Raw genomic sequence first — 24,822 nt, 5'->3', positions numbered from 1 at the left:
AGGAGGTATGTTCCATGTACGCATTAAAGGATAAGGAAATGATTTTTGTATTCACAGGCCCACACGGGGCAGGTCGTAAAACCGTTGCGGAAATGTCCGGCTCTACGCTCGGGATGAAGCAAGTGATTTCTTACACCACGCGACCTCCGAAAGCGACAGAGGAAGATGGTCAAGATTATCATTTCATCTCCCCCGCCCAATTTGTTCAAGCACAAGCTGGCGGTGAATTCATTGAAGTTAGTACCGTTAATGACCATCTTTATGGCATCAAAAGTGCAGATATTGAATTGATGTTCCAACATAGTGGCAGCATCTACTTGATCTTGAATCGCTTTGGCGCCGAAACGCTGAAAAAGCTATATGGCGACCGCGTCATCCAAATCTTCATTTATGCCCAGAGAGACACACTTGAAGAGCGGATGAAGGAAAGTGGAGATTCCGAGGAAATCGCGTCCAAATATTTGTCCGACTATGAAAATGAGTTAGCCTACCGAGACCAATGCGACCATGTTTTTGAAAATGTGGACTTGGCTCATACGGTATTTGATCTTACGAAAACTTTGGATCTATACTTAAATCGTAACCTAGTCGACTTAGACTAAGAACGTAGGGCACTAGCTGCCGATACAAGGCCTGGACGGTCCCTCGTCCAGGCCTTTTCATTAGATTAGTAAGTAATGATACTTGTTCCAACGAAGGAGTTGATCGCTATGAAAATCATTTCCATCGAGCCCACACCCAGTCCTAATTCGATGAAGCTCAACATGGATGAGTCTTTACCATCCGGTGTGCGAGAAACGTATACGAAAAAAAACCAAGCAGGTGCTCCTGCGGAAGTGCAAAAATTGCTTGCAGTACCAGGCGTTATCAGCATCTTCCATGCAGCCGACTTCATCGCGGTCGACCGCAGCTCGAAGGGTGACTGGCAGTTCATCCTGGCGCAGGCGCGCGAGATCTACGGCGAAGCGCAGCCATCGGCTGGGGCTGAAATACTGACCGAGCAGCCTGCAGCAGATGCCGCCTTTGGCGAAGCACAAGTGCTCGTGCAGATGTTTCGCGGTATTCCGCTCCAGGTGAGGGTGCGCGCAGGCGCAGAAGAAGCGCGCGTCGGCATGCCGGAGCGCTTCACTCAGGCCGCCGTCCGCGCAGGTACGGCTTCGCCGAACCTGATCAAAGAGCGGAAGCTCGAGGAGCTCGGCATCCGCTACGGCGAGCTGGGGGACATCGCGGGCGAAGTCGTCCAGGAACTGGACGCTTCTTACGACGATGCCCGCGTCGAAGAGCTGGTCTCCCTTGCGATGCGGGAGACCACAGATGCCCCTGTGGAAGCTGCCACTGGGGACGAGGATCTTGTCGCAGCCGCGAAGCAGCTGCGACACAGCGATTGGAAGCTGCGCTACGCCGCGCTTCAGAAGATCCAGCCGTCGCTAGAGACGCTGCCGCTTCTCGTCCATGCCTTGCAGGACGAGAACACGTCGCTTCGGCGACTGGCCACGGTGTACCTCGGGGACATCAAAGAACCCGAGGTACTGCCTTATCTGTATCGTGCCCTCGAGGACGATACACCTTCAGTACGTCGGACGGCAGGCGATACGCTGTCCGACCTCGGTGACCCCGCCGCTATGCCGGCGATGGCCAAGGCGCTGAAAGACCGCAACAAGCTCGTCCGTTGGCGCGCGGCGCGTTTCCTTTACGAAGTCGGAGACCATTCGGTGCTTGAAGATCTGAAGCAAGCTGCAGACGACCCGGAATTCGAGGTACGGATGCAGGTGAAGATTGCCCTCGAGCGTATCGAGGGCGGTCATGCCGCTGAAGGCTCGGTTTGGCAGCAAATGACACGCAGAAATGACTAGTCCTTTCCTATGAAAACAGCACGAATGTCACCTACCCATGTAGGATCGCATTCGTGCTTTTTGATTTGAAATAATCGGCTCCCTTACCTCGTAAACTGCTTGAAATACAAGATTCTTTCCTCGATCGTCGGATGAGAGCCTCGGAACCATTGCACCAGCTTAGGCTGGGTAACTGGGCTGAGATTTTCTTGCGCGATATGCTGAAAAGCGCGGATAGCCGCATCACCATCACCGGTCATTTTCATCGCATATACATCGGCTCTGTGCTCGATCACCCGCGAGAAGGCATTTTGCGCTGGTGCCGTTAGAAAGCTCATAAGCGATATTAGCAATAACAGAATCGGTAAAGCCGCTAAGTCCCTCTCCCCTCGCATCCCCCAAAGTGAACCCCAACGCTTTAAGATAAAACGGTACGCGTGAAACGCCAGCCAGAAGCCGGCAAAGCTGAGCGCGACGCCATAAGCGATCCCCCAATAGATATGCCGTTCCACGTAATGCCCCATCTCATGCGCCATCACGGTCAGGATCTCATCCGGCTGCAGCTTTTTCAGAATCGTATCCCAGAGCACAATGCGCGCGTTCCCACCGATGCCATTCACATAAGCGTTAATCGTCTTTGTCCGTTCTGATATGTTTACCTCGTAAACCTGATCCGTGGGGATATGTGATTTGGCGGCAAGATCTAGAATTTGTGCCTTAAGCTCCTGATTTTGAAGTGGCTGAAAATCGTTATACAACGGATCCAGCACCACGGGCTGAATAAACGTTACGAATAAGATCAAAGGAATCGAAATCAACCAAAGCCATACCCACCACCGTTTAGGGCTCAACCTACTGATCCATCTGAAAATTCCCACCATCACTATCGTACCTACGATATCAATGAGGAACGTTTTGACATGATCCTCCAGAAAAATGGTTGGCGTCTCATTGGAGATGCCGTAGGCTTGGTCGATTTTGAACAAAAACACATCAATCGGAAGAAATAGCAAGTCCATTACAAGCGTAAAAAGCACCACAAATAAGAACATTTGCAGGAGGGAAGCTCGGAATATTTTCTCAGCCAGGTTACGAAAGCTGACAGCGATGCCGAATAGGGCGACTGTCACCCCCATTTGCAAGGGAGTATTTAAGAAGAAGGTTAACGAGTGAATGCGGGAAAGAGCCTCCGCTTTGGCAATCTCTGCATGAGTCATGAACGTATTTGGATCAGCCACAGTTCCAACTAACGTCGCCGGGATTTGAAATAAATCCCCTTTGATGAAATATAAAATCACGATAATCGCATAACAAGCAAAACCTGCTAGACACCACAAATAGAATCGTTTCATTTCATGCCTCCAAGCCATCCTTGATATTCTCATCCTTCACGGAATCTTTCTGTGATTACACCTGCTTGTTTACCTAGTCTATGCGAGTAAGGGCATGATGTATGTGTTTCAGGGCATATTTCGGATTCCATGTGTTGCATTCTACGGTAACCCATGATGTAATGAAAGCATCGACAAGAACGGACGTGTGACATGAAGAAATCTATCAGTTTTGCTTTGCTGGCTCTACTCAGTCTTACATTCATTCTACTCGTAAAAACCAATTCCCCTGGTGCGGAACAATTCGTTCCGTTGGCCATTCAGCCTTCTGTTACGCCGATTTCTAGACAAGCTGGAGGAAACTTAACTTCGAAGAGGAGGCATAGCGAAACAGCAACGGTCCCCCCTTCAGTACCAGCAAAAGAAACCGCATCCTCTATATCGCCATCGGCAACCCTTTCACCCATTGAAGCTGGTACAGTTGAAACAGACTCTACATCTAGCCCGACGTCATCTGTAGACTCTACTCTCACCAAGCATCATTTTCAAATAAAAGCGATTCCGCCCCTCTCACAGCTACCGGAGCTTCCCAATGGATGCGAAGCTGTTGCCGCAACGATGCTGCTCAATTGGGCTGGACTACCAATAACCAAGGAAGAGGTAGCGCACGCCCTGCCTACAGGGGACATGCCCTATGAAAATGAAGATGGCGCATTTGTAGGCGCCAATCCCAAGGATGTCTTTGTTGGCGATCCGTTTGCTATCGGCTACGGGATTTATCATACACCCATCGCCAAGATGATGAATCAGTGGTTGCCTGGACACGTGCGCGATCTAACAGGAACCACTTTTGATGATTTACTTGGGGTTGTTGCGCATGGCAGCCCAGCGATGATCTGGGCAACCGAGCATATGGATACCCCTTATCTCGACTTGGAATGGGAAGACGAGACAGGTGAGATTGTTCCCTGGTATCAGCCTGAGCACGCCCTGCTGCTAACCGGATGGGACGATGATTATGCCTATATGAACGACCCTATGACAGGTGAACAAGAGGCCTATCCGCTGGCTGCTTTCAAAGAGGTATGGGAGCAAATGGGCTCACAGGCGATCACGATTATCGCATAGATGATTTATTAGTTCCCGTCCAAAGTACCCCTTGCTTGAGTAGCTTGGGCACGCCTTGCAGCAAAAAGCATGGACCTCCCCAGAGGGGTTGTCCATGCTTTACTTACAAGGGATCCAACTGAACAGCCGCTTGCTTGCCGCTTAGCTGGATGCCTGTGTGCTTTTTGCCGTGGGAGCTGATCTCCTTCACTAACCCTTCTAGCAGCTCTTTCGCTTTCGCGCCCTCCTTGCCAGAGATCTTAACGACCAGCAGGACAGCGTCCCCGCCTTTCAACATGCGCTCAGCCTGCTGGCGCTTCGTCTCAAGATCGTGATCTTCGATGTTCGCTGTCAAGCGAAGCTCCTTGACCTTCGGGCCTTGCTCTTGTTTGCGTGCCTGCTGCTTTTCCTGCAGGGCTTCCTGTTTCGCTGAACCAGCCCCAATCAGCTTGCATGGCGGCGGGCTGCTCATGAGCGAGGTGCAGACGAGGTCCACTTTTAACTTTTTCGCCAGAGTAAGTGCTTCTTTCGCAGGCATCACGCCCAAATCCTCGCCTTGCAGGCCAGTAACCCAAACTTCGGATGCTTTGATTTTCTCATTCTTAATAATCATTGTGAATACACCTAATCTTTCGCTATAATGAACCCATCCAACGGTAGGTCGATAGAGGTTGGCTGCGGTTGAACGCGTGTTACAAAGAGGTTATATAAGGAGATGTCTGTTACCCGATGAATAATAAACAATTAGAGGAGCAAATGATCGAAAATTACAAGCGTGAAGAGCATATGATGATTTTGGTTTTTGCACAGTGGTGTATTAACCACAGCCTAGACCCAGCGGCACTCTATCATAGTGCCTATCCCGATCAGCCAAATAACGAAGCCTTACAGAAGGCTCTCGAGTTAACAGTGCCCAAAGAGGAAGCCGGCGAGGTTCCGGATGATACGTTGCTTGGCGTGCTCTCCCTCTTCGGCAATGAAGAGCTTGCTTTTATTGTCACGCAAGAAATCGATAAACGGCCGAAGCGCGCACGCTAGGGGATCGATCATCCACCTTCAGCGTCACGACGGGCTACTCACATCAGCCTACAGGAATTTCCATGCCTAAATGACATAACTGTGCTGATGGCTTAGTTCAAAAGCTTCCGCTAACAACTCCACGGTCCGCAGTCTCGTTTCCACCTCGTGGCCGCCTGCGACGACCATGACTTCGTCAACACCGTAGCTTTCGGCGAGACGCAGGATTTGTTCCCTGACTTGGCCCGGATTGCCCACGATCATCCGGGAGCGATTGTCTCTCACCCGGGTTTGATCCCAATCGGAATACGCGTATTCCGCTGCTTCCTTCGGCGATTTCACTCCGGTGTACTCGCCTTTTTCCATTTGCAGAATACGCAAATCGATCGAGGTCGCGAGCTCCTCCGCCTCCGCTGTCGTTTCGGCGCAAAGCACATAAATACACACCGTCGCCTGTGGCACGACATTCAAAGCCGACGGCTGGAACGAGCTGCGGTAGCTGCGCACTGCATGCTGCCCTCCCACTCCGTTGATGAAGTGCGCGAAGCAGAAGGCTGCGCCTGCCTGCGACGCATACACACCGCTCTGCCCCGTGGAGCCGAGCAGCCACACCTGGGGCATCGAGGCCACCAATGGGGTGGCGCGGATGCCCTCGAACACATGCCCGGGTTCCACCGAATCGGTGAGGAACCGCAGCAGATCCGTGACTTGCGCGGGGAACCGCTCCAGTCCCTCGAACAGATCGGCGCTGACGCCACGCAGCGCTTTGGCCGTGTGCGGCGTGCCGCCGGGCGCACGCCCGATGCCAAGGTCGATGCGCCCTGGATAGAGCGCCTCGAGCATGCGGAAATTTTCAGCGACCTTGTAGGCGCTGTAATGAGGAAGCAACACGCCGCCGGAGCCAAGCCGAATTCGGCTTGTGCGAGCAGCCAATGTGGACAGTAATACCTCTGGCGAGGAACCGGCAAGCCCTGCTGAGTTATGGTGCTCCGACACCCAGAATCGGGTGTAGCCGAGACGGTCAGCGAGCTGCGCGAGCGCAATGGTTTGTTGTAATGCTTCACTATGGGTAAAGCCGGATGATACCGGTGACTGATCAAGAATACTTAGCTTCAGCATAGTCATCCCTTCTTTCTGAGTCTTCTGCAGGGTGATGATAATAATTATACAACGCCCAGCTCACAAAAGAAAAAAGGACAAACCGAAGTGGCGTTGTCCTGTTGGGCGAGTTGTTACCATGGTAGTCATTTTATACGCTTATTTTTTTCTATAACAAATCGAATACACCATAAGTCCCTACCGTAATAATCAGAAGTAATTGCATTATCTGGCTTGATAAAGTTACTATCTCCGACCAACTGTAACCCCGATTCTTCAATCAAACTTACAAAGTTTTCAATATTTACGTCTGGATAATCAACTGTAACAATCAATTTTCCATTATCTTTCAAAACTCGCTTAAACTCTTGAAGGGTACGAAACTGCACCTCTGTGTCGATGTGTTCCATGACAGAAATACAGAATGCTACATCGAACATAGCGTCTTCATATGGCAAATTTGAAATGTCAGAAATAGTGATATTTGGAATACTTAAAGTGGAAAGGTTAATTTGATCTATATTCTCTTTCCCAATATAATATGCCATCTCTTTGATGATTTCGTTTTTATCTAATACACGTTCATCCATGTCGCAAGCGTACACTTCTTTACACTTGTCTGCTAGGTAGTACTTAAATGGATGACCTAAGCCACATGCGGCATCTAAAACAATGTCATCTTTTTCAACAAAACGGGAAGCCCAGATATATTCATAATGTCTGCTCCACCAATGATTAGGCAAATGATAGAATATGTCTTGATTCTTGGTATCTTCATATGTAAAAAAGCGAGACGTATAGTTATCCATATCATTTCCCCATTCATAATGATTATTTTTCACAACTCACTATGAATATTCTCCAAGAATATCTGCGTTCCTTTCCAAAAAGTGCTTTCCCTATTTTCATACCAAAAATGTATATTTACTGGGAAAGTTTATGACTTCCTTTTTCTTTTTTGCTTAACTTGCTGTCGATTGGACTTGCTTTTCTGCTCCTCATATACCGAACCGCGTACATACAACCAATAAGTCCAATACCGCCAGCCGAGTAGCCAGCCGAGTAGCCAGCCAGCACATCACTTGGGTAATGAACGCCGAGATAGATACGGCTTAAACCTATGCACAAAACAACAAACGCAGCAGTAGTTGGTATCAGCCAAGCTGCTTTTCAGCGATGTCGAACATTTATCCATAGTAAGTATGCGAGCAGTCCATAGAAAAGAATCGATACCATGGAGTGCCCACTTGGAAAGCTGAAGCCGTCTACTTCCACTAACCAGCCATCCACAGAGGGACGATCACGTTCAAAAATCCCTTTAAGTCCCGTATTCAGTCCCCACGCGCCAAGCACTCCAAGGAATAGGACAAGTGTTTCCCACTTATGTTTGAATTTAAAAATTAAGAGAGCCGCAACCAGAAAAAAGAGGATAAATTCCGTCGATCCACTTCCCATGAAGGTGAAAACTTTAGCAACTGATGTCCATAGATCTGCTCTTTGCTCTTGAATATAGTCGCTTACACGATGATCAAACTGGTGTAACCAGTTCGACGTTAAACTCTGTGAGAATAGAATGAAAGCTAGGAGCAGCACACCTGCTCCCCCGATGCTCATCACACTTTCCTTAACTACAACTTTCCCCTTCATCCTTTCCATGCCTCCCACGCGAATTGTTTATCACTATGAAAAACTTTAAGCCGGTTGACGTACTTTGCGTGACTGTCTCCTCTTGATGATCAGCGGAACCACTGCAAAGACGGCATACATCCCTACAGCCCCCAGAAACTTCCATGACCAAATATCATGTAAGGAAGCACCAAATACGTTATAAACAATGGCTCCTGGGATAATTCCGATCAGTGTTGCCGAGGTATAGTCCCAGAAGCGGATTTTCGATAATCCCGCCCCATAACTGATGCCATCGAAAGGAAAGAATGGCATGAGCCTCATATACAGCACAACCATGAAGCCTTTTTCCTCCGCTTTTTGATCAAACGATTGGAGCTTAGGGCTTTTTAGAATACGTTGAAAGCTTCCGCGGCCCCATTTGCGTGTAATGTAGAAGGAAAGCAATGCGCCGGCACCAGCCCCGATAATATCATAGATCGTCCCCCAAAATGCACCAAACACATAGCCCCCATAGAGGGTTAAAGGTGTTGCTGGAAACAAAACTAACGGCCTGAGTGTATAAGCAAGGATATAGAGTAATCCGCCTAGCGGACCCAAATCACGCAGCCATCTCGTGATCCAGTTCAGATCCACATGCTTCCATACACCCGTCCATTTCAAAATCAATAAGCCGAGAACGGCAACGACAAACCAAACGATTAGCAACCAAAGCGGCTTTGAACGCGCCATGGCTCGCCTCCTTCATACTCCTGATTCCCAATTATCACAGGTGGATATTACCATCATCTTACACAAATGTAGTGGTTGATATCAACTTAGCCCCAAGGTCAGATATTCGGACATGTCTCTCTCACCCATGATACTTGGTTCAGTACATTGATTTATTTGAGATCACATGACCTTTACCCGCTGCAGCTTATTTTGCGAGAAATTTTGATCACGAACAGTACCGAATTCGATGATGACGGGTGTCAGCGGGAACGATTAGATGCCTATCGGAGAAACGATCAAATACGCGACGATCCTTGTGGCCACTGCCCCCATTGTATTCCTCTACCCTTTCCTGTAAAAGTATTTCGTGAAAGGCGTTATGATCGGCGCGATCAAAGGTTGATTGGAAGGGGAACGAGGTTACGCTATTCGCGGCTACATGCTCGAAAGGGACATCAAAAGGGAACCTCAGTGCCTTATTTCGCCGAAAAAGGCCATAAATGACGAAAAACGAACAAATAGCGCACCTACGTTCCGCTTGGAGCCAATTTCGATCTATTTCAGCGAAATAGTGCATCCACATTCCCTTTCGGTGTAAAATTACACTTGAGGAATAATTTGGGTCATCACCATAACGAGACAGTTAGGAGATAGGCGCATGAAGAAAACCATCGTTTTACTTCTATTCGTTACGTTATGCCTCTGGCAGTATACGAGGACCTTGGTTGCTGACGAGGATCCCTTCTTGCGATCCGATTATAGCAAGCTTCGGCCTGTGAAGATTGAGCGGGTCATTCCAAGCAAGGAAGTCAAGCAGCTTCAAGAGATTGTTAAGAATGCGCACGAGAAAGGGCTCCAGATTTCAATTGCTGGTCAGAGGCACAGCCAAGGTGGGCATACCTACTACAAGGACAGTATCGTGCTGGATATGACGCCATTTAACAAGGTTCTCGCCTTTGATGAGACAGCGAAGACGATTACCGTTCAGTCTGGAGCTACTTGGGCTGATGTGCAAAAGTATATTAATCCCTACGGACTTGCTGTGAAGACTATGCAGTCACAAAACATTTTTACAATCGGAGGCTCGATTTCAGTCAATGCACACGGTCGTGACATTCGGAACGGCTCTCTGATTAGTACGATTGAATCCTTCCGGCTGTTGGGGGCTGACGGCACTATACGCAATGTTTCCCGCTCTGAAAATGCGGAGCTATTCCCGCTGGCGCTGGGCGGATATGGTTTGTTCGGCGTTATCTTGGATGTGACATTGTCGCTAACCGATGACGAAGTGTACGAGATGACGAGTGACACGATGACAACTGCAACCTATATGGATTACTTTCTTAACCATGTTAAAAACAATCCAGACATCCACATGCATCTCGCACGTATTTCTGTCGCGCCCGATACCTTCTTAACGGAGATGTATGCGTCCAATTACATGGCAAGACCTGATCTTCTAGTTACCGATTACAACAAGTTAAAGCTGAAGGATAGCTATGTGTTACCTTTAAAATTTCTGTTTGGACTCAATCGTTCGTTCGATTGGGCGAAGAATGCGTTTTGGGACTTACAACGTCATTTCCTTATCGGCCGGAGTACAATCCTAACTCGCAACAACGCCATGCGATCTGAATCTAATTTTATGGACTACAGCTCGGATACCAAAAATGATCTTCTCCAAGAATACTTCATCCCTGTGGAACATTTCGAGGCGTTTGTTAACAGCATGAAACCTATCCTGCAAGAAGAACAATTAAACTTATTAAATATAACTGTTCGATACGTCAATCATGACGAAGAAGCGATGCTCTCGTATGCGAAGAGCGACATGTTCGCTCTCGTTTGTCTGTTCAACACACCGATTAGTGAAGCGGCCCAAGCTCGTATGACCAAAGGAATCCGGCGGATCATTGATCAATTGGCGATATTTAATGGCTCGTATTATTTACCCTATGCCCCTTTTCCTTCGGTCGATCAGTTCCTATTGATTTATCCAAAGGCGGGAGCCTTTTTCCAAGCCAAAGATCGGTGGGATCCGCAGCATCTTTTTATGAACAATTTCTATGACGATTACTGGAGGCATTAGGATGAATGTGAGGCTTCTGATACGATCCCAAAGTTTAGCGACATTGGCTTCGGGAATGATTTACCCTTATTACTTGCTGTTCTTGAAAAATCTCGGCAGTACGTATTCCGCATACGGTCTCGCTTTCGCAGTATTCACGATAAGCTCTGCAGCGTCATCCTTATGGCTTAATAAGCTCGTAGACCGTTCCTCCGTGAAAATGATGGCAGGCGGTTCTCTTGGTATGATGGCAGCGATGCTCGTCTTCCCTTGGATTCCTTCCTACGGCTTCGTCCTGCTCATTCAAGCTTTCATGGGCATCTGTAACGCCATGCAGAAGATGAGCGAGCGCGGATTACTCGCAGATGGAACCGAACGCGGAAACCGTGGCGGGACGCTTGGCAATTACCATTTCTGGACGTCCGTTTCGTCCGGATTCGCTGTGCTCATCGGCGGTTATATCATTGACTGGCTGACGATCGATGTGTTGTTCTATGTGAGCGCGGGGATTTATGGTGTAAGTGCGTGGATGACGCTTCGGATGCGGGATCGTTAGGCGGAGAAGCATACACATTCCTAATTTCTTCATTTGGTGCATAAACCGATGTTCAGATGGGCTATCCGTGATTCAGATTTCAGTCTTTCACATATAACAACTGGTATTTAATTGAAATAGATGGATTGTGCCCCTGCATTTTAGTATAATAACCGTTAGACTTCATAGCTTGTAGAATCTTGGGTGAATTTGTCGAATTGAAAAAAAGATCCTTTGACTATATCCGAGTTTTTTAGTAGGATATAAATAAGTCTTTGGTTAAATAAATACATAATGGGATTAGGGGAGAGATCATCATGAAAAAAGCATTATTTTCTATTCTTGCCGTAACTGTTTTAATGACAGGTTGCGCAACTGCAAAGACAGACACAGCATCACCTGCAGCATCTAGTACGCCAGCAGCCAAGTCAGATAAGAAGATTATCCTTATTACGCCAGAGAAAATTGGTGTGAATCCATTTTTCGCTCAAGAAGATGAAGGCGTGAAGAAAGCTGGTAAAGAGTTTGGTGTTACTGTTAAAACCGTAGAATCCACAGATGCAAGTGCGATTGAGCAAAATTTACGCGCAGCTGTCGCCGATAATTATGATCTGATTATTACAAGTTCTTTTGAGTCTGAGGATGCGCTTAAAAAAGTTGCTGCCGAAAATCCAAAGAAATCATTCGCCATCATTGACACGGTTGTCGATCTTCCGAATGTTCGCAGCGTTGTTTTCCGTGAACATGAAGCCTCTTACTTGCTAGGAGCAGCAGCTGGTCTAGCTACCAAGAAAAATATCGTAGGTATGGTTGCAGCGGTTGATATCCCACTCATCAAGAAATTTACAGTTGGCTTCCAAGAAGGTTTGAAATCAACGAATCCAAATGCGAAATTCATTGTTAACTATGTAGGCAGCTTCACGGATCCCGCCAAAGCCAAAGAATTGGCATTAACACAATTCGCGCAAGGTGCTGACTTCATTGCAGGCGCATCGGCTGTTGGCGATTTGGGTGTATTTGAAGCAGCGAAAGAAAAAGGCTTCTTTACTTCCGGACAAGATATTGACCGTACAGTAACAGATCCTGAGCATATCGTTCTTTCCCAATTGAAAGGAACGGATGCCGTTGCTTATCAAACGGTGAAAGATTTCGTGAATGGCACATTTAAATTCGGTGCTGTTGACTACGGTTTGAAAGAAGATGGCGTTGGTCTTACTTTCGTAACGAAAGATACGAAAACGGCACTAAGTCCTTTCATTGGACCAGATGTAGTAACGAAAGTTAAAGCTATACGCGATGATATCGTTTCTGGTAAAGTGAAGGTAGAAAATCCAGTAAAATAGTCATCAGTACGATAATCACATAGGTTTGACCTGGAAACTGTTTACGGAGACGTAAGCAGTTTCCTCATGTCTAGGTAGAGGAGCGAAAAACCGTTATGCTGCTTCAAATGCGTCAAATTACGAAAACATATGGCAATTTAACAGCGAATTTTGGCGTTGATTTCTCGCTGCGTCAAGGTGAGATTCATGCATTAGTCGGGGAAAATGGCGCTGGCAAAACAACCCTAATGCGAATCTTGTACGGCATGGAGCAGCCTTCGGCTGGCAGTATTCTTTTGCATGGCAAAGAAGTTGTTTTTACCAATCCTACTGACGCTATCCGTCATCGTATCGGTATGGTGCATCAGCATTTCATGCTTTTTCCGTCGTTTACCGTTGCTGAAAATATCGTGATTGGCAACGAGCCTAAAGCTGGGATTCGCTTTGACCGTAAAAAAGCAATTTCGCAGGTGGAAGAACTTTGCGCCAAATACCGCTTACCGATTGATCCGCGCATGAAGGTGGCCGAATGTCCACTTGGTTTGCAGCAGCGTGTCGAAATCTTGAAGGTGCTCTATCAAGGGGCCGACATCATTATTTTGGACGAGCCCACTGGGGTGCTCACGCCGCTGGAAGCCAAGGAACTGCTCGTCATCATGAAAAGCCTAGCCAATCTGGGCAAGAGCTTCATCATTATCACGCACAAGCTGCATGAAGTGATGGAAGTTGCTGATCGGGTTACCGTGCTTCGGGACGGGAAAATGACGGGAACGGTGGATGCAGGAGCAACTAGCATTGAAGAACTTTCCAAGCTAATGGTAGGCAGAGATTTGAAGCAGCTTAAGAAACGAGCTTTGAATGTGGGTCAGACCGTTCTTCAGGTTCAGGACGTTTCCATTCATGGAGATAAAGGTAAGCCTGTGCTCGATCATGTCAATTTGCAAGTAAAAGCCGGGGAAATCGTTGGTATTGCGGGCATTTCCGGAAATGGCCAATCTGAATTGATTCAAGCTATATCTGGGCTTCAACCGATTGATCAGGGAGACATTCAATTATTAGGAAAACCTATCCGAGGACGTTCGGTGCGTGAAATTAGAGAAATTGGGCTATCCCATGTACCGGAGGATCGTTACCAATGGGGCGCAGCCAAAGAAGGTACTGTGTTAGAGAATGGCACGATGGGTCATCATAAAACCAAAAGTCGTTCCGGCTTTTTACAAGGTAAAGAGCTTCGTCACATGGTTAGCGGCTTCATTCAGCAATTTCAGATTAAAGCAGGCTCTCAAGATGCGAAAGTGAAATTTCTGTCCGGTGGTAACTTACAGAAGTTGATTGTAGCCAGGGAAATTGCGCAGAAACAGCCTTTCCTCATTGCGGCTGAGCCGACTCGCGGGGTTGATATTGGGGCCATGGAATTGATTCATGAAGAGCTGCTCAGAAAACGTGATGAACAGGGTGCTATCTTACTAGTCTCTTCGGAATTAACAGAGATTCTCAAGCTGTCCGATCGTATTGTTGTCATGTACGAAGGACGCATTGCTGGCGAATTGTCGGCAGAAGAAGCAACAGAGGAGCAAATTAGCTTATGGATGGCAGGGGGAAATTCAGATGCTTAAAAGTCGTTTAAATCTAAGCGCTTGGATTGGGCCGCTGCTTGCCGTAGTCATCGGGTTATTAGGCGGTGCGATTGCCATTTTACTGATTGGCGGATCCGTCATTGAAACATACACAGAGATGTGGAAAGGTGCCTTCGGCAACTTCTTCTTCTTTACCAATACACTAACTCGCGCGACTCCGCTCATTCTTGTTGGGCTCGGCGTTTCCATCGCATTTCGTGCCGGATTTTTTAACATGGGGTCGGAAGGCCAGATGATTCTTGGCGCCTTATCAAGTGCTATGGTCGCACTCTACCTGCCTGGACCTCCGCTTTTTAAATTGCTGGCTGCCATTCTTGGCGGCATCTTGGCAGGCGGCATTTGGTCGGCCTTCGCTGGTTGGTTGGATGCTAAATTTCGGATGAATTTGATCATTACAACGCTGTTGCTTAATTATATTGCGGCATTATTTGCGGGATATTTGGTTGCCTATCCGCTCAAGGACAAATCCGGTTCAGCTGCGCTAGCCCAAACGATGATGATTGATAAAAGCGTTTGGTTACCCAAATTGTTTCAAGGCATGAGCGTCCATGGCGGCTTTATCATTGCCATTGGACTAGCCATTCTTCTGTACTTGTTCATTACATATACGGTAGCCGGTTATGAAATTCGAATGCTTGGCTATAACCCTTTGTTTGCGGCCTATGGCGGCGTCAATAGACGGAAAGTGATGCTGACAAGTATGTTTGCCAGCGGCGGTTTCGCGGGACTTGCTGGTGCCGTCGAGGTGCTTGGCATGCAGTATCGGTATACGGATGGCATGATTTCGAATCCAGGCTTCGCCTGGTCAGGCATCATGGCGACCTTGCTTTCAGGAGCTCATCCATTAGGTACGGCTATCGCCTCTATTCTCCTTGCTGCGTTGCAGACGGGCGGCATGGGTGTTGAGCGCAATACGAACATTCCGCTGGAAATATCCAGTGTCATTCAATCGTTGCTCATTCTCTTTGTTACAGCAAAGTTCAGCTATACCCTTTGGAAACGACGGAAAGGAGGCAAGAGCGATGCAGCATCTTCTTGATGTGTCTTTATTTAACTCCATGCTTCGCATGGTCGCTCCGATTCTTCTGGCAGCACTCGGCGGGGCGATTTGTTCGCGAGTCGGTTTGTTTAACGTCGGTCTGGAAGGATTCGTGTTAGTCGGGGCCTTCTCGGCAATTGTTGGTAATTATTATACAGGCAACGTATTCCTAGCTGTACTCATTGCTATAGCCGTGACCATGCTGTTCTCACTAGTATTTGCTTATATGAGTATTCATTTGCAAGCGAATGTCATCGTTGTCAGTATTTCTTTTAACTTTTTGGCCTTAGGCTTGACCTCGTTTTGTTTGAAAGCCATTTTCCATGTAAAAGGCGCCTTCTATGATAAAAATATGGTCGGACTACCTAAATGGGATATTCCGCTCATTCAAGATATCCCTGTCCTTGGCGGGATTATTTCCGGGCACTCCCCACTTGTTTATCTCGCGTTCGTGCTAGTTTTCGGTCTTCAGTATTTGCTATTCAAGTCCGTTGTTGGCTTCCGTATGATTGCTGTCGGGGAAAATCCGGTTGCGGCGAAAAGCCTCGGAATCAAAGTCAACCGGATGCAATATTTGGCGGTGCTCATCTGTGGTGTCCTTTGCGGACTAGCCGGTGCACAGCTTTCACTTGGACAAGTGACCATGTTCACCGAAGGTATGACAGCAGGCAGAGGCTTTATCGCACTTGTCGCAACCATGTTAGGACAAGCCAATCCAATTGGCGTCATGGCATCCAGTTTGCTGTTCGGTTTAATGGATGCGTTCAGTATCCGTCTGCAAGGCTTCTCATTACCTACGCATTTCACACAAATGCTGCCTTACATCGTGACATTGCTGGCCATGCTGTTCTTCCGCAAAAACAATTACATGGCAGATGCACAGAAAGCCAATGGCAGTTCTCGATAAAGCAAACTTAGGAGGATAACAGATGAGCAAAGACACCAAAGCGGAGCGTATCAAGCGCATGCAAATTCCCGCTGTAGATGTTCCACTGGAGCTTGCGGGAAGAATTCCACCTGGTCAAGTGGTCACGGATCGGTTCCCCATTTTACATGAAGGGGAAGTGCCGAAGTATGATATGGCGGAGTGGTCGTTGCGCGTTTTTGGACAAGTTGGCGAAGAGAAAACGTTCAGCTATGACGACTTGCTTGCCTTGCCGCGAACGCAAATCCAATGCGATATTCACTGTGTGACCCGTTGGTCCAAGCTGGATACGGTCTGGGAAGGTGTGCGGTTCAGGGATTTCCTTCAGCACTTGGATGTGAAACCTGAAGGAAAGTATGTCATGATTCATGCGGACAACGATTATGAAACGAATGTGCCACTCGCAGATCTGATGGGCGATGATATCTTGCTGGCCATGACCTTCGATGGCAAGCCGCTCACGCTTAAGCATGGCTGGCCGCTTCGGCTCGTTGTCCCCCATTTGTATTTCTGGAAAAGTGCCAAGTGGATTCGAGGCATCGAGTTCATGGCGGAAGATCGCGAGGGCTTCTGGGAACGCAATGGCTTCCACAATGTAGCGGACCCTTTTGAAGAACAACGCTTCTCTGGTGAAGCTATCCCTATTCCGGAAGATGAGTGGGTCAGAAAGGAGTTCGATTAAGTTGCTTTTACCTATTTTACAAGTGAATTCGGAAGACTTAACGCCCTATGCCATCGTGTGTGGGGATCCGTTCAGAGCGGAAGCTATTTCCCGCAAACTGGATAACGCTCGTGAGCTCAGCTTCAGCCGGGAATATCGGACTTTCGTTGGCGAAAGAGCTGGTGTTCCCATTACGGTTGTCAGTCATGGTGTTGGGTCACCAGGCGCGGCTGTCTGCTTTGAAGAGTTGATCAAAGGCGGCGTCACAACGCTGATACGCGTCGGAACAGCTGGCTCCTACTCCGCGGATGTTCCTCCGGGAAGTCTAGTTGTAAGTACTGCTGCGGTACGTGAAGAAGGTTTGACACGCCAGCTTGTTCCACATGGCTTCCCAGCCGTAGCTGACCAAGACGTTACTCGCGCTCTCTTCGAAGCGGCTTCGGAGACGGAAGGTCTAGTGAAGCTAGGCATTACCGTTACGCTGGATGCTTTCTTCCAAGGTGTCGAGGAATTCCCACACCGTAAATACAAGCAAGCTGGTGCTTTAGCCGTTGAAATGGAAATCGCAGCTCTCTATGTCATTGCTTCGCTGCGCGGTGTACGTGCTGGTGCCATTGTCGCATTGGATGGCTACGCGGATGCCGATCTGCGGGAAGTGTACAATCCGCACACGGATGTCGTTTCGGGAGCCATTGAGCGAGAGATTGAGGCTGCGATTGGAGCTATTGTGAAGTTGAATACTGAGAAATAGATTTGGATCAGCAAAAAAACCTTCAGCCCCACTGTGATAGTGGTTTTGAAGGTTTTTTGCTTATAAATCTTCGATTAAGCCAACCATTGCTTCACTTTCGCTGAGAAGTTATTCAGCATCTCTTGGGAATCGAATTCACCGCTGAAATCTTCAATACCGAGGTAGCCGTCATAGCCGACTGCTTTCAAATCGCCAAGCAGCTGCTTCCAGTTTACCATGCCTGCATCAATCGGCGTCCATGCGCTCTTCCACAGCTTAATACCGTCTTCTTCCTCGCCTGTAAGCGACCATGCGGCATTTTTGACATGCACATGTGCCAAGTAAGGTCCGAGCAATTCAAGGCCCATACGGTAGTTCTCGAAGCCCTCATGCACCATATTGCCCGCATCGTGAAGTACACCAATGTGCTCAGGTTTGAAGCCAGTTACGAGTCTATGCGCCAAACTAGCACTTGCCGCAATCGTTTGGTGATGGATTTCAACTAGACCCTTCACCCCATACTGCTGTGAAAGCTCTTGTACATGGTGAAGGTAGTCCACCGCTTTGGCGAACAAATCATTGTAGTTTTTGCTTTTATCATAACCAGGTACACCCACGCGAATGAAAGGAACACCTATTTTTTGAGCCGCTTTGAAAACATGCTCCGTTTCAGCAACATCACAGTTGTTCAAATACGGCGTAATGCTCAGGTTCACTAGATTTTCGTTAAGTGCAGCAAGTTTAAAGCGTTCCAGTTCTGCATCCGAAGCAGACGGATCGATGGAGCACAGATTGTTTCTCCAGAAAGATGGTGTCTCTTGGGCCGCGTTCGCAGGGATATCTTTGAAACGCCACTCAATGCCAGTGATCCCAGCAGCAGCAGCCGCTTTAGCAAGCTCTTCAGGGGTTAGATCAGGTGTTGCCACAGTAAATACGGATAATTTCATATATAAGCCTCCTTAAGTATAAGCAAGATCCATTGTAGGTTTATCTATCCTATATTTTGCAGTATAATAAAAACGTATTCATTGCATTAATTGGGCAAAAGTTTGCTTATATTGACTCCAACCACTTAGAGGAGTGCTTCACATGCAGGAAATGTATAATAATCTCAATCAGATGATTAGTTTTCGACATGCGGTAACCCATAATCCGTTTCCTCTGGACTTTCATCAGCATCAGGACCAATATGAAATCTATTTCTTCTTGACGGGTGACGTTCATTATTTTATCGAAAAACAAGTATACCCTTTACAATATGGCGATCTACTGATCATGCATAGTAATGAGCTTCATCGACCTAATTTCCAATCGAAGAAACAGCGTTACGAGAATGTGGTTATTCACTTCAATCCCGCTCTGTTGCAGCATTTCAATTCCTCGCAGTTCAACCTGTTGGACTGCTTTGATAACCGTGTTTTTGGTGAGCAAAATCGGATGAGACTGACGCCGCCGCAAATCGATGACATCATGAAGCTCTATGAGCGAATGGAGATGCATCGCCGCCCGCAGGCACTGCCAGGTTCGGAGATCCTCTTCGTCGCTACCTTTATCGAGCTGCTCGTTTTTATCAATCGGATCTTTCAAAATCAAGGTAAACAAGAAGAACAGGTCATGATGCCAGACAAGCTCTCCTCTCTCTTCACCTACATTGACGAAAATCTAGATCAAGACCTGTCGCTCGAGGTGCTGGAGCAGGTCGTCTTTATGAATCGCTCATACCTGTGCCGACTATTCAAAAAGCATACCGGCAGCACGATTCACGAGCACATCCTGTTCAAACGTATTGCCAAAGCAAAGCATTTGCTGCGCGAGGGATCTACGGTCACAGACACGTGCCAGCTAGCAGGCTTCAACGATTATTCGAACTTCATTCGAACGTTTAAAAAGGCCGTCGGCCTGCCGCCACGGCAGTATCAGTCGCAGCAGCGACGGGTGTAAAAGGCAGTTGCTTCTTGGAAAATGCAAATCCATTCTTAGACAAACCCTTCATCATGATGGGCGAGACGGATGGCCAAGTCTCAACAGCGCTCAAAACGAACCTTACCACGCAGGAGTTCCTCTTAGGGCAGGACACCACGGCTTATCAGAAGACACCATACATCGGCCGTCATGGCTGGGTCAGCATACGGAACATTGACCTTGTGCCTTGGACAGAGATTCAGGATATGTTCGTGGAAGGGTATACGCGAACGGCTCCCAAGAAGCTTGTCAAGCAGTTAAAAGGTATCACGTCATAATACGTTGTTCACCACAACAAAAAGGTTGCCCACGTCTACACGACGTTGGACAACCTTTTTGCTGTGGTACGGAAACCTATTTCAAGTTTTCTGGATTTAATACAAGAAGCTCGGGAAGAACGAAAATGCCGTCCTTACGGATCAATACATCGTCAAACCAAATTTCGCCGCCGCCATACTCAGGACGTTGGATGTTCACCATATCCCAGTGCAGCGAAGATTTATTACCGTTGTAGGCATCATCATAGCAATTGCCAGGTGTGAAGTGGAAGCTGCCATCGATTTTCTCATCGAACAGAATATCCTTCATCGGGTGTTGAATATATGGATTCACGCCAATCGCGAACTCACCTACATAGCGTGCGCCTTCATCCATATCGAAAATTTCATTGATGCGGTCCGTATCATTCGCCGTCGCTTTGACGATTTTGCCATTTTCAAAATGAAGCACAACGTTCTCGAAAATAAAGCCATCATGCGGCGAAGGTGTGTTATACGAAATAACACCATTTACGGAATCACGAACCGGAGCGGAGTAGACTTCACCATCTGGGATGTTCAGCTCGCCGTCGCATTTCACGCCGCCGATCCCTTTGATCGAGAATGTCAAATCCGTGCCAGGGCCGACGAGACGCACTTTGTCTGTGCGATCCATAAGCTCTTTCAACGGATCCATCGCTTTGGACATTTTGCCATAATCCATCGTACATACGTTGAAGTAGAAATCTTCGAACGCATCTGTACTCATGCTAGCCAGCTGCGCCATCGAAGACGTTGGGTAGCGCAGAACAACCCATCTCGTATCCTTCACGCGGACATCGAAATGAACTTGTTGATAATACACGGAGTTATACAGTTTCATCCGATCGGAAGGAATATCCGACAGCTCATAGATGTTAGCGCCGCCGCGTACACCAATGTAGCCTTGCATCTGTTTCATTTGGAACGCATCTGCATCTGCCCACGTTTGCATTTGAGCTTCCGTGCCGTTCATAACGAGTTCACGTATTACAGCGTGATCACGCAAGTTTACGAAAGGATGCGCACCAGCAGCATGAACTTTCTTCACGATTTCTTTAACCAGTGCTGAATCAATCCCGTACGCTTCAATTAAAATATTTTCGCCAGCCTTAGCTTTCACGGAGTAATTCACCAATACGTCTGCAAGTTTCGTTAATCTAGGATCCAACATGGCTTATCTCTCCTCTTCGGTCGCGGGTTCGACGGGGTCAAATGCCCTTTCATGCGTCTGAAAGCCGACCGTCGTCAAATAGAACCAGTCCCCATTCTCTTCTTGCTGGGCATCGAGTTCATAAATAAGATCACGAAATTTCCTCAACCATTCGGCATATTTCGCTTTGCTCATTTTGACTTCAACCTGCGTCATAATAATCGGCCACTGGGATCGGTCGGGCGATGGAATTTGAAACGCCTCTTCCGGTGCATGAATCGCTCTGTTTCTAGCATGTCCAAGTACACTCAATGTACGTTCGCGGTAATAATTTTCTACCTCAGACACGTACGGGAGCAAGTTCTCACCAGGCACAAAACCACGTGCGACTGCACGGTAAAATTTTTGTACAATACCATTCTTAAGCTCCGTACGAACAACGAAAATCAAATTATGACGTTCAAGCTCATTCAAATGATAATGCACCTTTGCGCGCGCCATCCCTAACAGTTTGGCCAACTGCTGGCCGGTATAAGCTTTCTCTATGAGATAAAGCAATACCCTAGCGCGAAGTGGATCACTAATTGTTTTGAGTTGCTCGAGTTCTTCAATGATATAAACAGGTTGCAGTTTCATCGTGGATCCGACCTCCCTCTCTTGTACCAAGGATAGACTTTTACGCCGCGCTACTAATACGAGTGTATTTATCTCGAAAAGCCTTGCGACATGGCGCTTCTTGGTCAACTTTTAATCTCTTAAAGAGATTAATTAAACGACGGTCAAATCTTTTTAACCGTATCATAATGCTAAACAGAATCTATGTCAATTGCGGTTTCTGACACGAGGCCTTTGTTTATGCGACATTTCACCGCGTTACCGAGTTACCGAAATTAAGCTTTCTCCTATGGTAGCAAAAAGGGACGTTTCTGTCACCAATAAAGGTAGAAACGTCTCCAAGAAATAGTGTGAGAGCGAGAAACGGAGAGTCTAGTAGGTGGTTATGGGGGTATGGGGCGCGTGTGTAATGAACATACGACAGTTGCTCCTACTAAACGTAGGAGTGAAGTGTGACGTTGTTCCTACTAGTCGTAGGAGTGAAGTGCGATACTGCTCTGCTAGACGTAGGAGGAAAGTGCGACGCTACTCCTTCTAGACGTAGGAGGAAAGTGCGACGCTGCTCCTGCTAGACCTAGGAGGAAAGTGCGACGCTACTCCTGCTAGACGTAGGAGTAAGTGCTACTACTGCTCCTAATTCGGGAGCAGTGAGCGTAACGCCTCGGCGGCTTCGCGCGGTGAGCGGCTACCTGCGATGGCGCTAACCACCGCCACGCCGTCCGCCCCTGCGCGGATGACCGCGCCTGCATTCGTGGCATCGATGCCCCCGATGCCCACGAGCGGCAGCTGGATGCCGCCTGCGCGCATCCGCGTAATACCGGCAGGCCCCTGGGCCTCACGCGCATCAAGCTTCGTGCGCGTGGCGTACTGGGGGCCTACGCCGAGATAGTCGGCGCCTTCGGCCAGCGCCGCCTGGGCTTCGCCCAGATCGTGGGCCGATACGCCCACGATCATGTTCGGCAGCCGCTGCCGCACAGCGGCGGCTGGGGCATCCTCTTGGCCGATGTGGATCCCATCGGCCTCAAGCTCTAGAGCAAGCCGTTCATCATCGTTCACGATGAACGGGATCGCGCGCTGCGCGCAAAGGCGGCGCAGCCGTGCGCCCAGCGCGAGGAGCGCGGGCCCCTGCAGAGCGCCGGGGCCCTTCTCGCGCAGCTGAAACATCGTGATGCCGCCATCAATGGCGGCTTCCAGCACTTCATACGGGTCCGCCCCGCCACAATTGGGGCTGCCCATCACGAGATATAATTGCAGAGCTTTGCGCAGCTCGTCCGAACTCATTGCAAGGCTCATCGTACACCTCCCGTGGCAATATCCTTTAAATCAGCGGCACGAACACCTTGTTGATACGCCCAATGATTCGTCGGGCCATGCCCGCTCCCGATGTTCAGCGGCTCCGAGATCGCAGCGTGGATGAAGCTTTTTGCCAATTGAAGAGAAGCTGTCGTCGTGAGCCCCTTCGACAGCCCCGATGTCAGGGCCGCCGCAAACGTGCAGCCTGTTCCATGCGTGTGCTGTGTAACCAACCTCTTCGCACTAAATTCGGTAAACGCATTTCCATCATAGAGTAAGTCCGTCGCCTGCTCCGTGTTCGCTTCATGACCGCCTTTGATCATCACATGCTTGCAGCCGTAGAGATGAATACGCATGGCCGCCTGTTTCCGTGATTCCCCGTCTATGATCCGTATCCCGCTAAGCGCCTCCGCTTCGGGAATGTTCGGTGTTACAACATCAGCTAGCGGCAACAACGAATGGATCATGGCATCAATCGCCTCTTGCTGTAGGAGCGAAGCCCCGCCCTTGGCAATCATCACAGGATCTACAACAATTTGCTTCCATGCATACTTCTTAATCGCAGCAGCCACAATACGAATGATGTCTCCGCTAAAAAGCATGCCTGTTTTCAACGCATCTGGCTGCAAATCTTCCCCGATGGACGCCAGCTGGCGTTTGATCGCTTCTGCACTCATCGGGTAAACCCCTTGCACGCCGAGCGTGTTCTGCGCGGTTACTGCCGTGATCACAGACATTCCGTAGACGCCCAGTTCTTGAAACGTCTTCAGATCCGCTTGAATGCCCGCACCGCCGCCGCTATCCGACCCAGCGATAGTCAAAGCTTTGTAAATGGCCACGTTACTCCCCCTCTCCCACATTTTTTCGTAACTATATTTTCTAACGGTCATGACGGCCGTTATAGTTGCCTAATTAGCTTTATCCATGATCTAACGGACACCACAGCCGTTATCACATCATAATCACCCAATTGATAACGAAATTCCGCTGTATAGCGTCTCCTGTGTCCGTTAGATTTTCAAAACCTCATATTTATACCAAATAGCGTCTTCCATGTCCGTTAGCCAGTATCCGTATTTGCAGGGCTTTCCCCTACACTCGACTCAACCCATCCATCGGGCTGCTCGCCGAAGCATATCGCTTCTTCGGAATGCGCCCCGCTTCAAAGCCCGCACGTCCCGCTTCAATCGCGAGCTTCATGGCATACGCCATTTTGACAGGATCCTTCGCGCCTGATACCGCCGTGTTGAGCAGCACACCATCTGCTCCCATTTCCATCGCCAGCGCCGCATCCGATGGTGCGCCAATCCCTGCATCCACGATCACCGGGACCGTCGCCTGCTCGATGATGAAGCTCAAGTTCAGCGGGTTAATGATCCCTTGACCTGTGCCGATCGGTGATGCACCAGGCATAATTGCATGCACGCCGAGAGCTTGCAGACGTTTAGCCAACAAGACATCGTCCGACGTATACGGAAGCACGATAAAGCCTTCCTCCAGCAGCATTTCCGAAGCTTTCAGCGTTTCAACTGGATCTGGCAGCAGCGTCATTTCATCACCGATCACCTCGACTTTGATCATATCGCATAAGCCCGAGGCTTTTGCTAATCGCGCGATGCGAACGGCTTCCTCGGCTGTCTTAGCACCTGCTGTATTCGGCAGCAAGGTGAAATTCGACACATCCAGCATCGATAAGAAATTCGGCTGACTCGCCTCAAAAATATTCATCCGCCGCACTGCAAACGTCAAGATTTGGGACTCACTGACATCCACCGCTTGTTTTTGAATCTGAAAATCTGGAAACTTCCCCGTACCTAACAATAGACGCGAGCGAAATTCATATGGACCGATTTTTAACATG

27 protein-coding genes and 1 pseudogene are annotated in these 24,822 nt (G+C 48.4%); 15 read left to right on the top strand and 13 right to left on the bottom strand.

What is annotated here, in order from left to right; genetic code table 11:
- Positions 1–14 precede the first annotated feature (14 nt).
- Together AC58P7_RS09580 and AC58P7_RS09575 are read left to right on the top strand one after the other, a co-directional pair.
- Positions 15–602 carry a guanylate kinase gene (locus tag AC58P7_RS09580; protein ID WP_497342152.1) on the top strand — a complete coding sequence of 196 codons (588 nt, stop codon included), beginning with the start codon at positions 15–17 and terminating at the stop codon, positions 600–602.
- A 108-nt stretch (positions 603–710) separates the two neighbouring features.
- Positions 711–1,853, top strand: coding sequence for a virulence factor (locus AC58P7_RS09575; RefSeq protein WP_497342150.1), 1,143 nt, complete (start codon positions 711–713; stop codon positions 1,851–1,853).
- 83 nt (positions 1,854–1,936) lie between these two features.
- Here the strand turns inward: AC58P7_RS09575 and AC58P7_RS09570 are convergent, their stop codons facing one another.
- The gene (locus tag AC58P7_RS09570; protein ID WP_497342148.1) at positions 1,937–3,184 is read right to left on the bottom strand and encodes a M48 family metallopeptidase; all 1,248 of its coding nucleotides are present in this window, start codon (positions 3,182–3,184) and stop codon (positions 1,937–1,939) included.
- 192 nt (positions 3,185–3,376) lie between these two features.
- Here AC58P7_RS09570 and AC58P7_RS09565 point away from each other — a divergent pair, with 192 nt between their 5' ends.
- Positions 3,377–4,291, top strand: a complete 915-nt coding sequence (locus AC58P7_RS09565) for a C39 family peptidase (RefSeq protein ID WP_497342146.1) — start codon at positions 3,377–3,379, stop codon at positions 4,289–4,291.
- 103 nt (positions 4,292–4,394) lie between these two features.
- On the opposite strand, the gene infC is transcribed toward AC58P7_RS09565, so the two are convergent.
- Complete coding sequence (gene infC / locus AC58P7_RS09560) at positions 4,395–4,880, bottom strand: translation initiation factor IF-3 (protein WP_497342559.1); 486 nt, start codon at positions 4,878–4,880, stop codon at positions 4,395–4,397.
- 119 nt (positions 4,881–4,999) lie between these two features.
- Here infC and yxiS point away from each other — a divergent pair, with 119 nt between their 5' ends.
- Complete coding sequence (yxiS, locus tag AC58P7_RS09555; RefSeq protein ID WP_497342145.1) at positions 5,000–5,308, top strand: protein YxiS; 309 nt, start codon at positions 5,000–5,002, stop codon at positions 5,306–5,308.
- A gap of 66 nt (positions 5,309–5,374) precedes the next feature.
- Here the strand turns inward: yxiS and AC58P7_RS09550 are convergent, their stop codons facing one another.
- The 5 genes from AC58P7_RS09550 to AC58P7_RS09530 form a co-directional block, all read right to left on the bottom strand.
- The gene (locus AC58P7_RS09550; RefSeq protein ID WP_497342143.1) at positions 5,375–6,406 is read right to left on the bottom strand and encodes an LLM class flavin-dependent oxidoreductase; all 1,032 of its coding nucleotides are present in this window, start codon (positions 6,404–6,406) and stop codon (positions 5,375–5,377) included.
- A gap of 125 nt (positions 6,407–6,531) precedes the next feature.
- A complete protein-coding gene (locus tag AC58P7_RS09545; protein WP_497342141.1) occupies positions 6,532–7,227 on the bottom strand; it encodes a class I SAM-dependent methyltransferase in 696 nt (231 codons plus the stop codon).
- A gap of 82 nt (positions 7,228–7,309) precedes the next feature.
- Positions 7,310–7,540 carry a phosphatase PAP2 family protein gene (locus tag AC58P7_RS09540; protein WP_497342557.1) on the bottom strand — a complete coding sequence of 77 codons (231 nt, stop codon included), beginning with the start codon at positions 7,538–7,540 and terminating at the stop codon, positions 7,310–7,312.
- A 15-nt stretch (positions 7,541–7,555) separates the two neighbouring features.
- Positions 7,556–8,032 carry a phosphatase PAP2 family protein gene (locus AC58P7_RS09535; protein WP_497342139.1) on the bottom strand — a complete coding sequence of 159 codons (477 nt, stop codon included), beginning with the start codon at positions 8,030–8,032 and terminating at the stop codon, positions 7,556–7,558.
- 45 nt (positions 8,033–8,077) lie between these two features.
- Positions 8,078–8,743 carry a TVP38/TMEM64 family protein gene (locus AC58P7_RS09530; protein WP_497342137.1) on the bottom strand — a complete coding sequence of 222 codons (666 nt, stop codon included), beginning with the start codon at positions 8,741–8,743 and terminating at the stop codon, positions 8,078–8,080.
- 135 nt (positions 8,744–8,878) lie between these two features.
- Between AC58P7_RS09530 and AC58P7_RS09525 the strand changes: the two are divergent.
- From AC58P7_RS09525 to AC58P7_RS09485, 9 genes and pseudogenes are all read left to right on the top strand, one after another.
- Positions 8,879–9,083, top strand: a pseudogene (locus AC58P7_RS09525) (carbohydrate ABC transporter permease); the annotation flags it as partial.
- Positions 9,084–9,383: 300 nt separating this feature from the next.
- Positions 9,384–10,814, top strand: coding sequence for an FAD-binding protein (locus AC58P7_RS09520; protein ID WP_497342135.1), 1,431 nt, complete (start codon positions 9,384–9,386; stop codon positions 10,812–10,814).
- 1 nt (position 10,815) lies between these two features.
- Positions 10,816–11,349, top strand: a complete 534-nt coding sequence (locus tag AC58P7_RS09515) for an MFS transporter (protein ID WP_497342133.1) — start codon at positions 10,816–10,818, stop codon at positions 11,347–11,349.
- A gap of 296 nt (positions 11,350–11,645) precedes the next feature.
- Positions 11,646–12,671, top strand: a complete 1,026-nt coding sequence (locus AC58P7_RS09510; protein WP_497342131.1) for a BMP family lipoprotein — start codon at positions 11,646–11,648, stop codon at positions 12,669–12,671.
- Positions 12,672–12,766: 95 nt separating this feature from the next.
- Positions 12,767–14,266: an ABC transporter ATP-binding protein gene (locus tag AC58P7_RS09505; protein ID WP_497342129.1), complete on the top strand. Its 1,500-nt coding sequence runs from the start codon at positions 12,767–12,769 to the stop codon at positions 14,264–14,266.
- Positions 14,259–15,326 (top strand): ABC transporter permease, encoded by a 1,068-nt coding sequence (locus tag AC58P7_RS09500; RefSeq protein ID WP_497342127.1) that lies wholly within the window; start codon positions 14,259–14,261, stop codon positions 15,324–15,326. Before AC58P7_RS09505 ends, AC58P7_RS09500 begins: the two co-directional genes overlap by 8 nt.
- Entirely contained in the window at positions 15,310–16,233 is a 924-nt protein-coding gene (locus AC58P7_RS09495) for an ABC transporter permease (RefSeq protein ID WP_497342125.1), read from the top strand. Before AC58P7_RS09500 ends, AC58P7_RS09495 begins: the two co-directional genes overlap by 17 nt.
- Before the next feature lie 22 nt (positions 16,234–16,255).
- Positions 16,256–16,933, top strand: coding sequence for a sulfite oxidase-like oxidoreductase (locus tag AC58P7_RS09490; RefSeq protein WP_497342123.1), 678 nt, complete (start codon positions 16,256–16,258; stop codon positions 16,931–16,933).
- Between the two features lies 1 nt (position 16,934).
- Positions 16,935–17,663, top strand: a complete 729-nt coding sequence (locus tag AC58P7_RS09485) for a nucleoside phosphorylase (protein ID WP_497342121.1) — start codon at positions 16,935–16,937, stop codon at positions 17,661–17,663.
- Positions 17,664–17,737: 74 nt separating this feature from the next.
- Here the strand turns inward: AC58P7_RS09485 and AC58P7_RS09480 are convergent, their stop codons facing one another.
- Complete coding sequence (locus tag AC58P7_RS09480; protein ID WP_497342120.1) at positions 17,738–18,589, bottom strand: sugar phosphate isomerase/epimerase family protein; 852 nt, start codon at positions 18,587–18,589, stop codon at positions 17,738–17,740.
- A 142-nt stretch (positions 18,590–18,731) separates the two neighbouring features.
- On the opposite strand from AC58P7_RS09480, the gene AC58P7_RS09475 reads away from it, so the two are divergent.
- Both AC58P7_RS09475 and AC58P7_RS09470 read left to right on the top strand, forming a co-directional pair.
- On the top strand, positions 18,732–19,583 hold the full coding sequence (locus AC58P7_RS09475) for an AraC family transcriptional regulator (protein ID WP_497342118.1): 852 nt from the start codon (positions 18,732–18,734) through the stop codon (positions 19,581–19,583).
- 14 nt (positions 19,584–19,597) lie between these two features.
- Positions 19,598–19,882, top strand: a complete 285-nt coding sequence (locus AC58P7_RS09470; RefSeq protein ID WP_497342116.1) for a hypothetical protein — start codon at positions 19,598–19,600, stop codon at positions 19,880–19,882.
- 76 nt (positions 19,883–19,958) lie between these two features.
- Here AC58P7_RS09470 and AC58P7_RS09465 read toward each other — a convergent pair whose 3' ends face one another.
- The 5 genes from AC58P7_RS09465 to AC58P7_RS09445 form a co-directional block, all read right to left on the bottom strand.
- Positions 19,959–21,074: an aminopeptidase gene (locus AC58P7_RS09465; protein ID WP_497342114.1), complete on the bottom strand. Its 1,116-nt coding sequence runs from the start codon at positions 21,072–21,074 to the stop codon at positions 19,959–19,961.
- 3 nt (positions 21,075–21,077) lie between these two features.
- Complete coding sequence (locus AC58P7_RS09460) at positions 21,078–21,689, bottom strand: ArsR/SmtB family transcription factor (protein WP_497342112.1); 612 nt, start codon at positions 21,687–21,689, stop codon at positions 21,078–21,080.
- Between the two features lie 612 nt (positions 21,690–22,301).
- On the bottom strand, positions 22,302–22,961 hold the full coding sequence (gene thiE, locus AC58P7_RS09455; protein ID WP_497342111.1) for a thiamine phosphate synthase: 660 nt from the start codon (positions 22,959–22,961) through the stop codon (positions 22,302–22,304).
- Positions 22,958–23,800 carry a bifunctional hydroxymethylpyrimidine kinase/phosphomethylpyrimidine kinase gene (thiD, locus tag AC58P7_RS09450; RefSeq protein ID WP_497342109.1) on the bottom strand — a complete coding sequence of 281 codons (843 nt, stop codon included), beginning with the start codon at positions 23,798–23,800 and terminating at the stop codon, positions 22,958–22,960. The genes thiE and thiD overlap by 4 nt, the downstream gene beginning before the upstream one ends.
- Before the next feature lie 253 nt (positions 23,801–24,053).
- On the bottom strand, positions 24,054–24,821 hold the full coding sequence (locus tag AC58P7_RS09445; protein ID WP_497342108.1) for a thiazole synthase: 768 nt from the start codon (positions 24,819–24,821) through the stop codon (positions 24,054–24,056).
- Position 24,822 lies beyond the last annotated feature (1 nt).

This window comes from Paenibacillus sp. J22FR5, assembly GCF_059691975.1.
The sequence above is the reverse complement of the archived record's forward strand: the minus strand, read 5'-3'. Positions and strand labels throughout refer to the sequence as shown.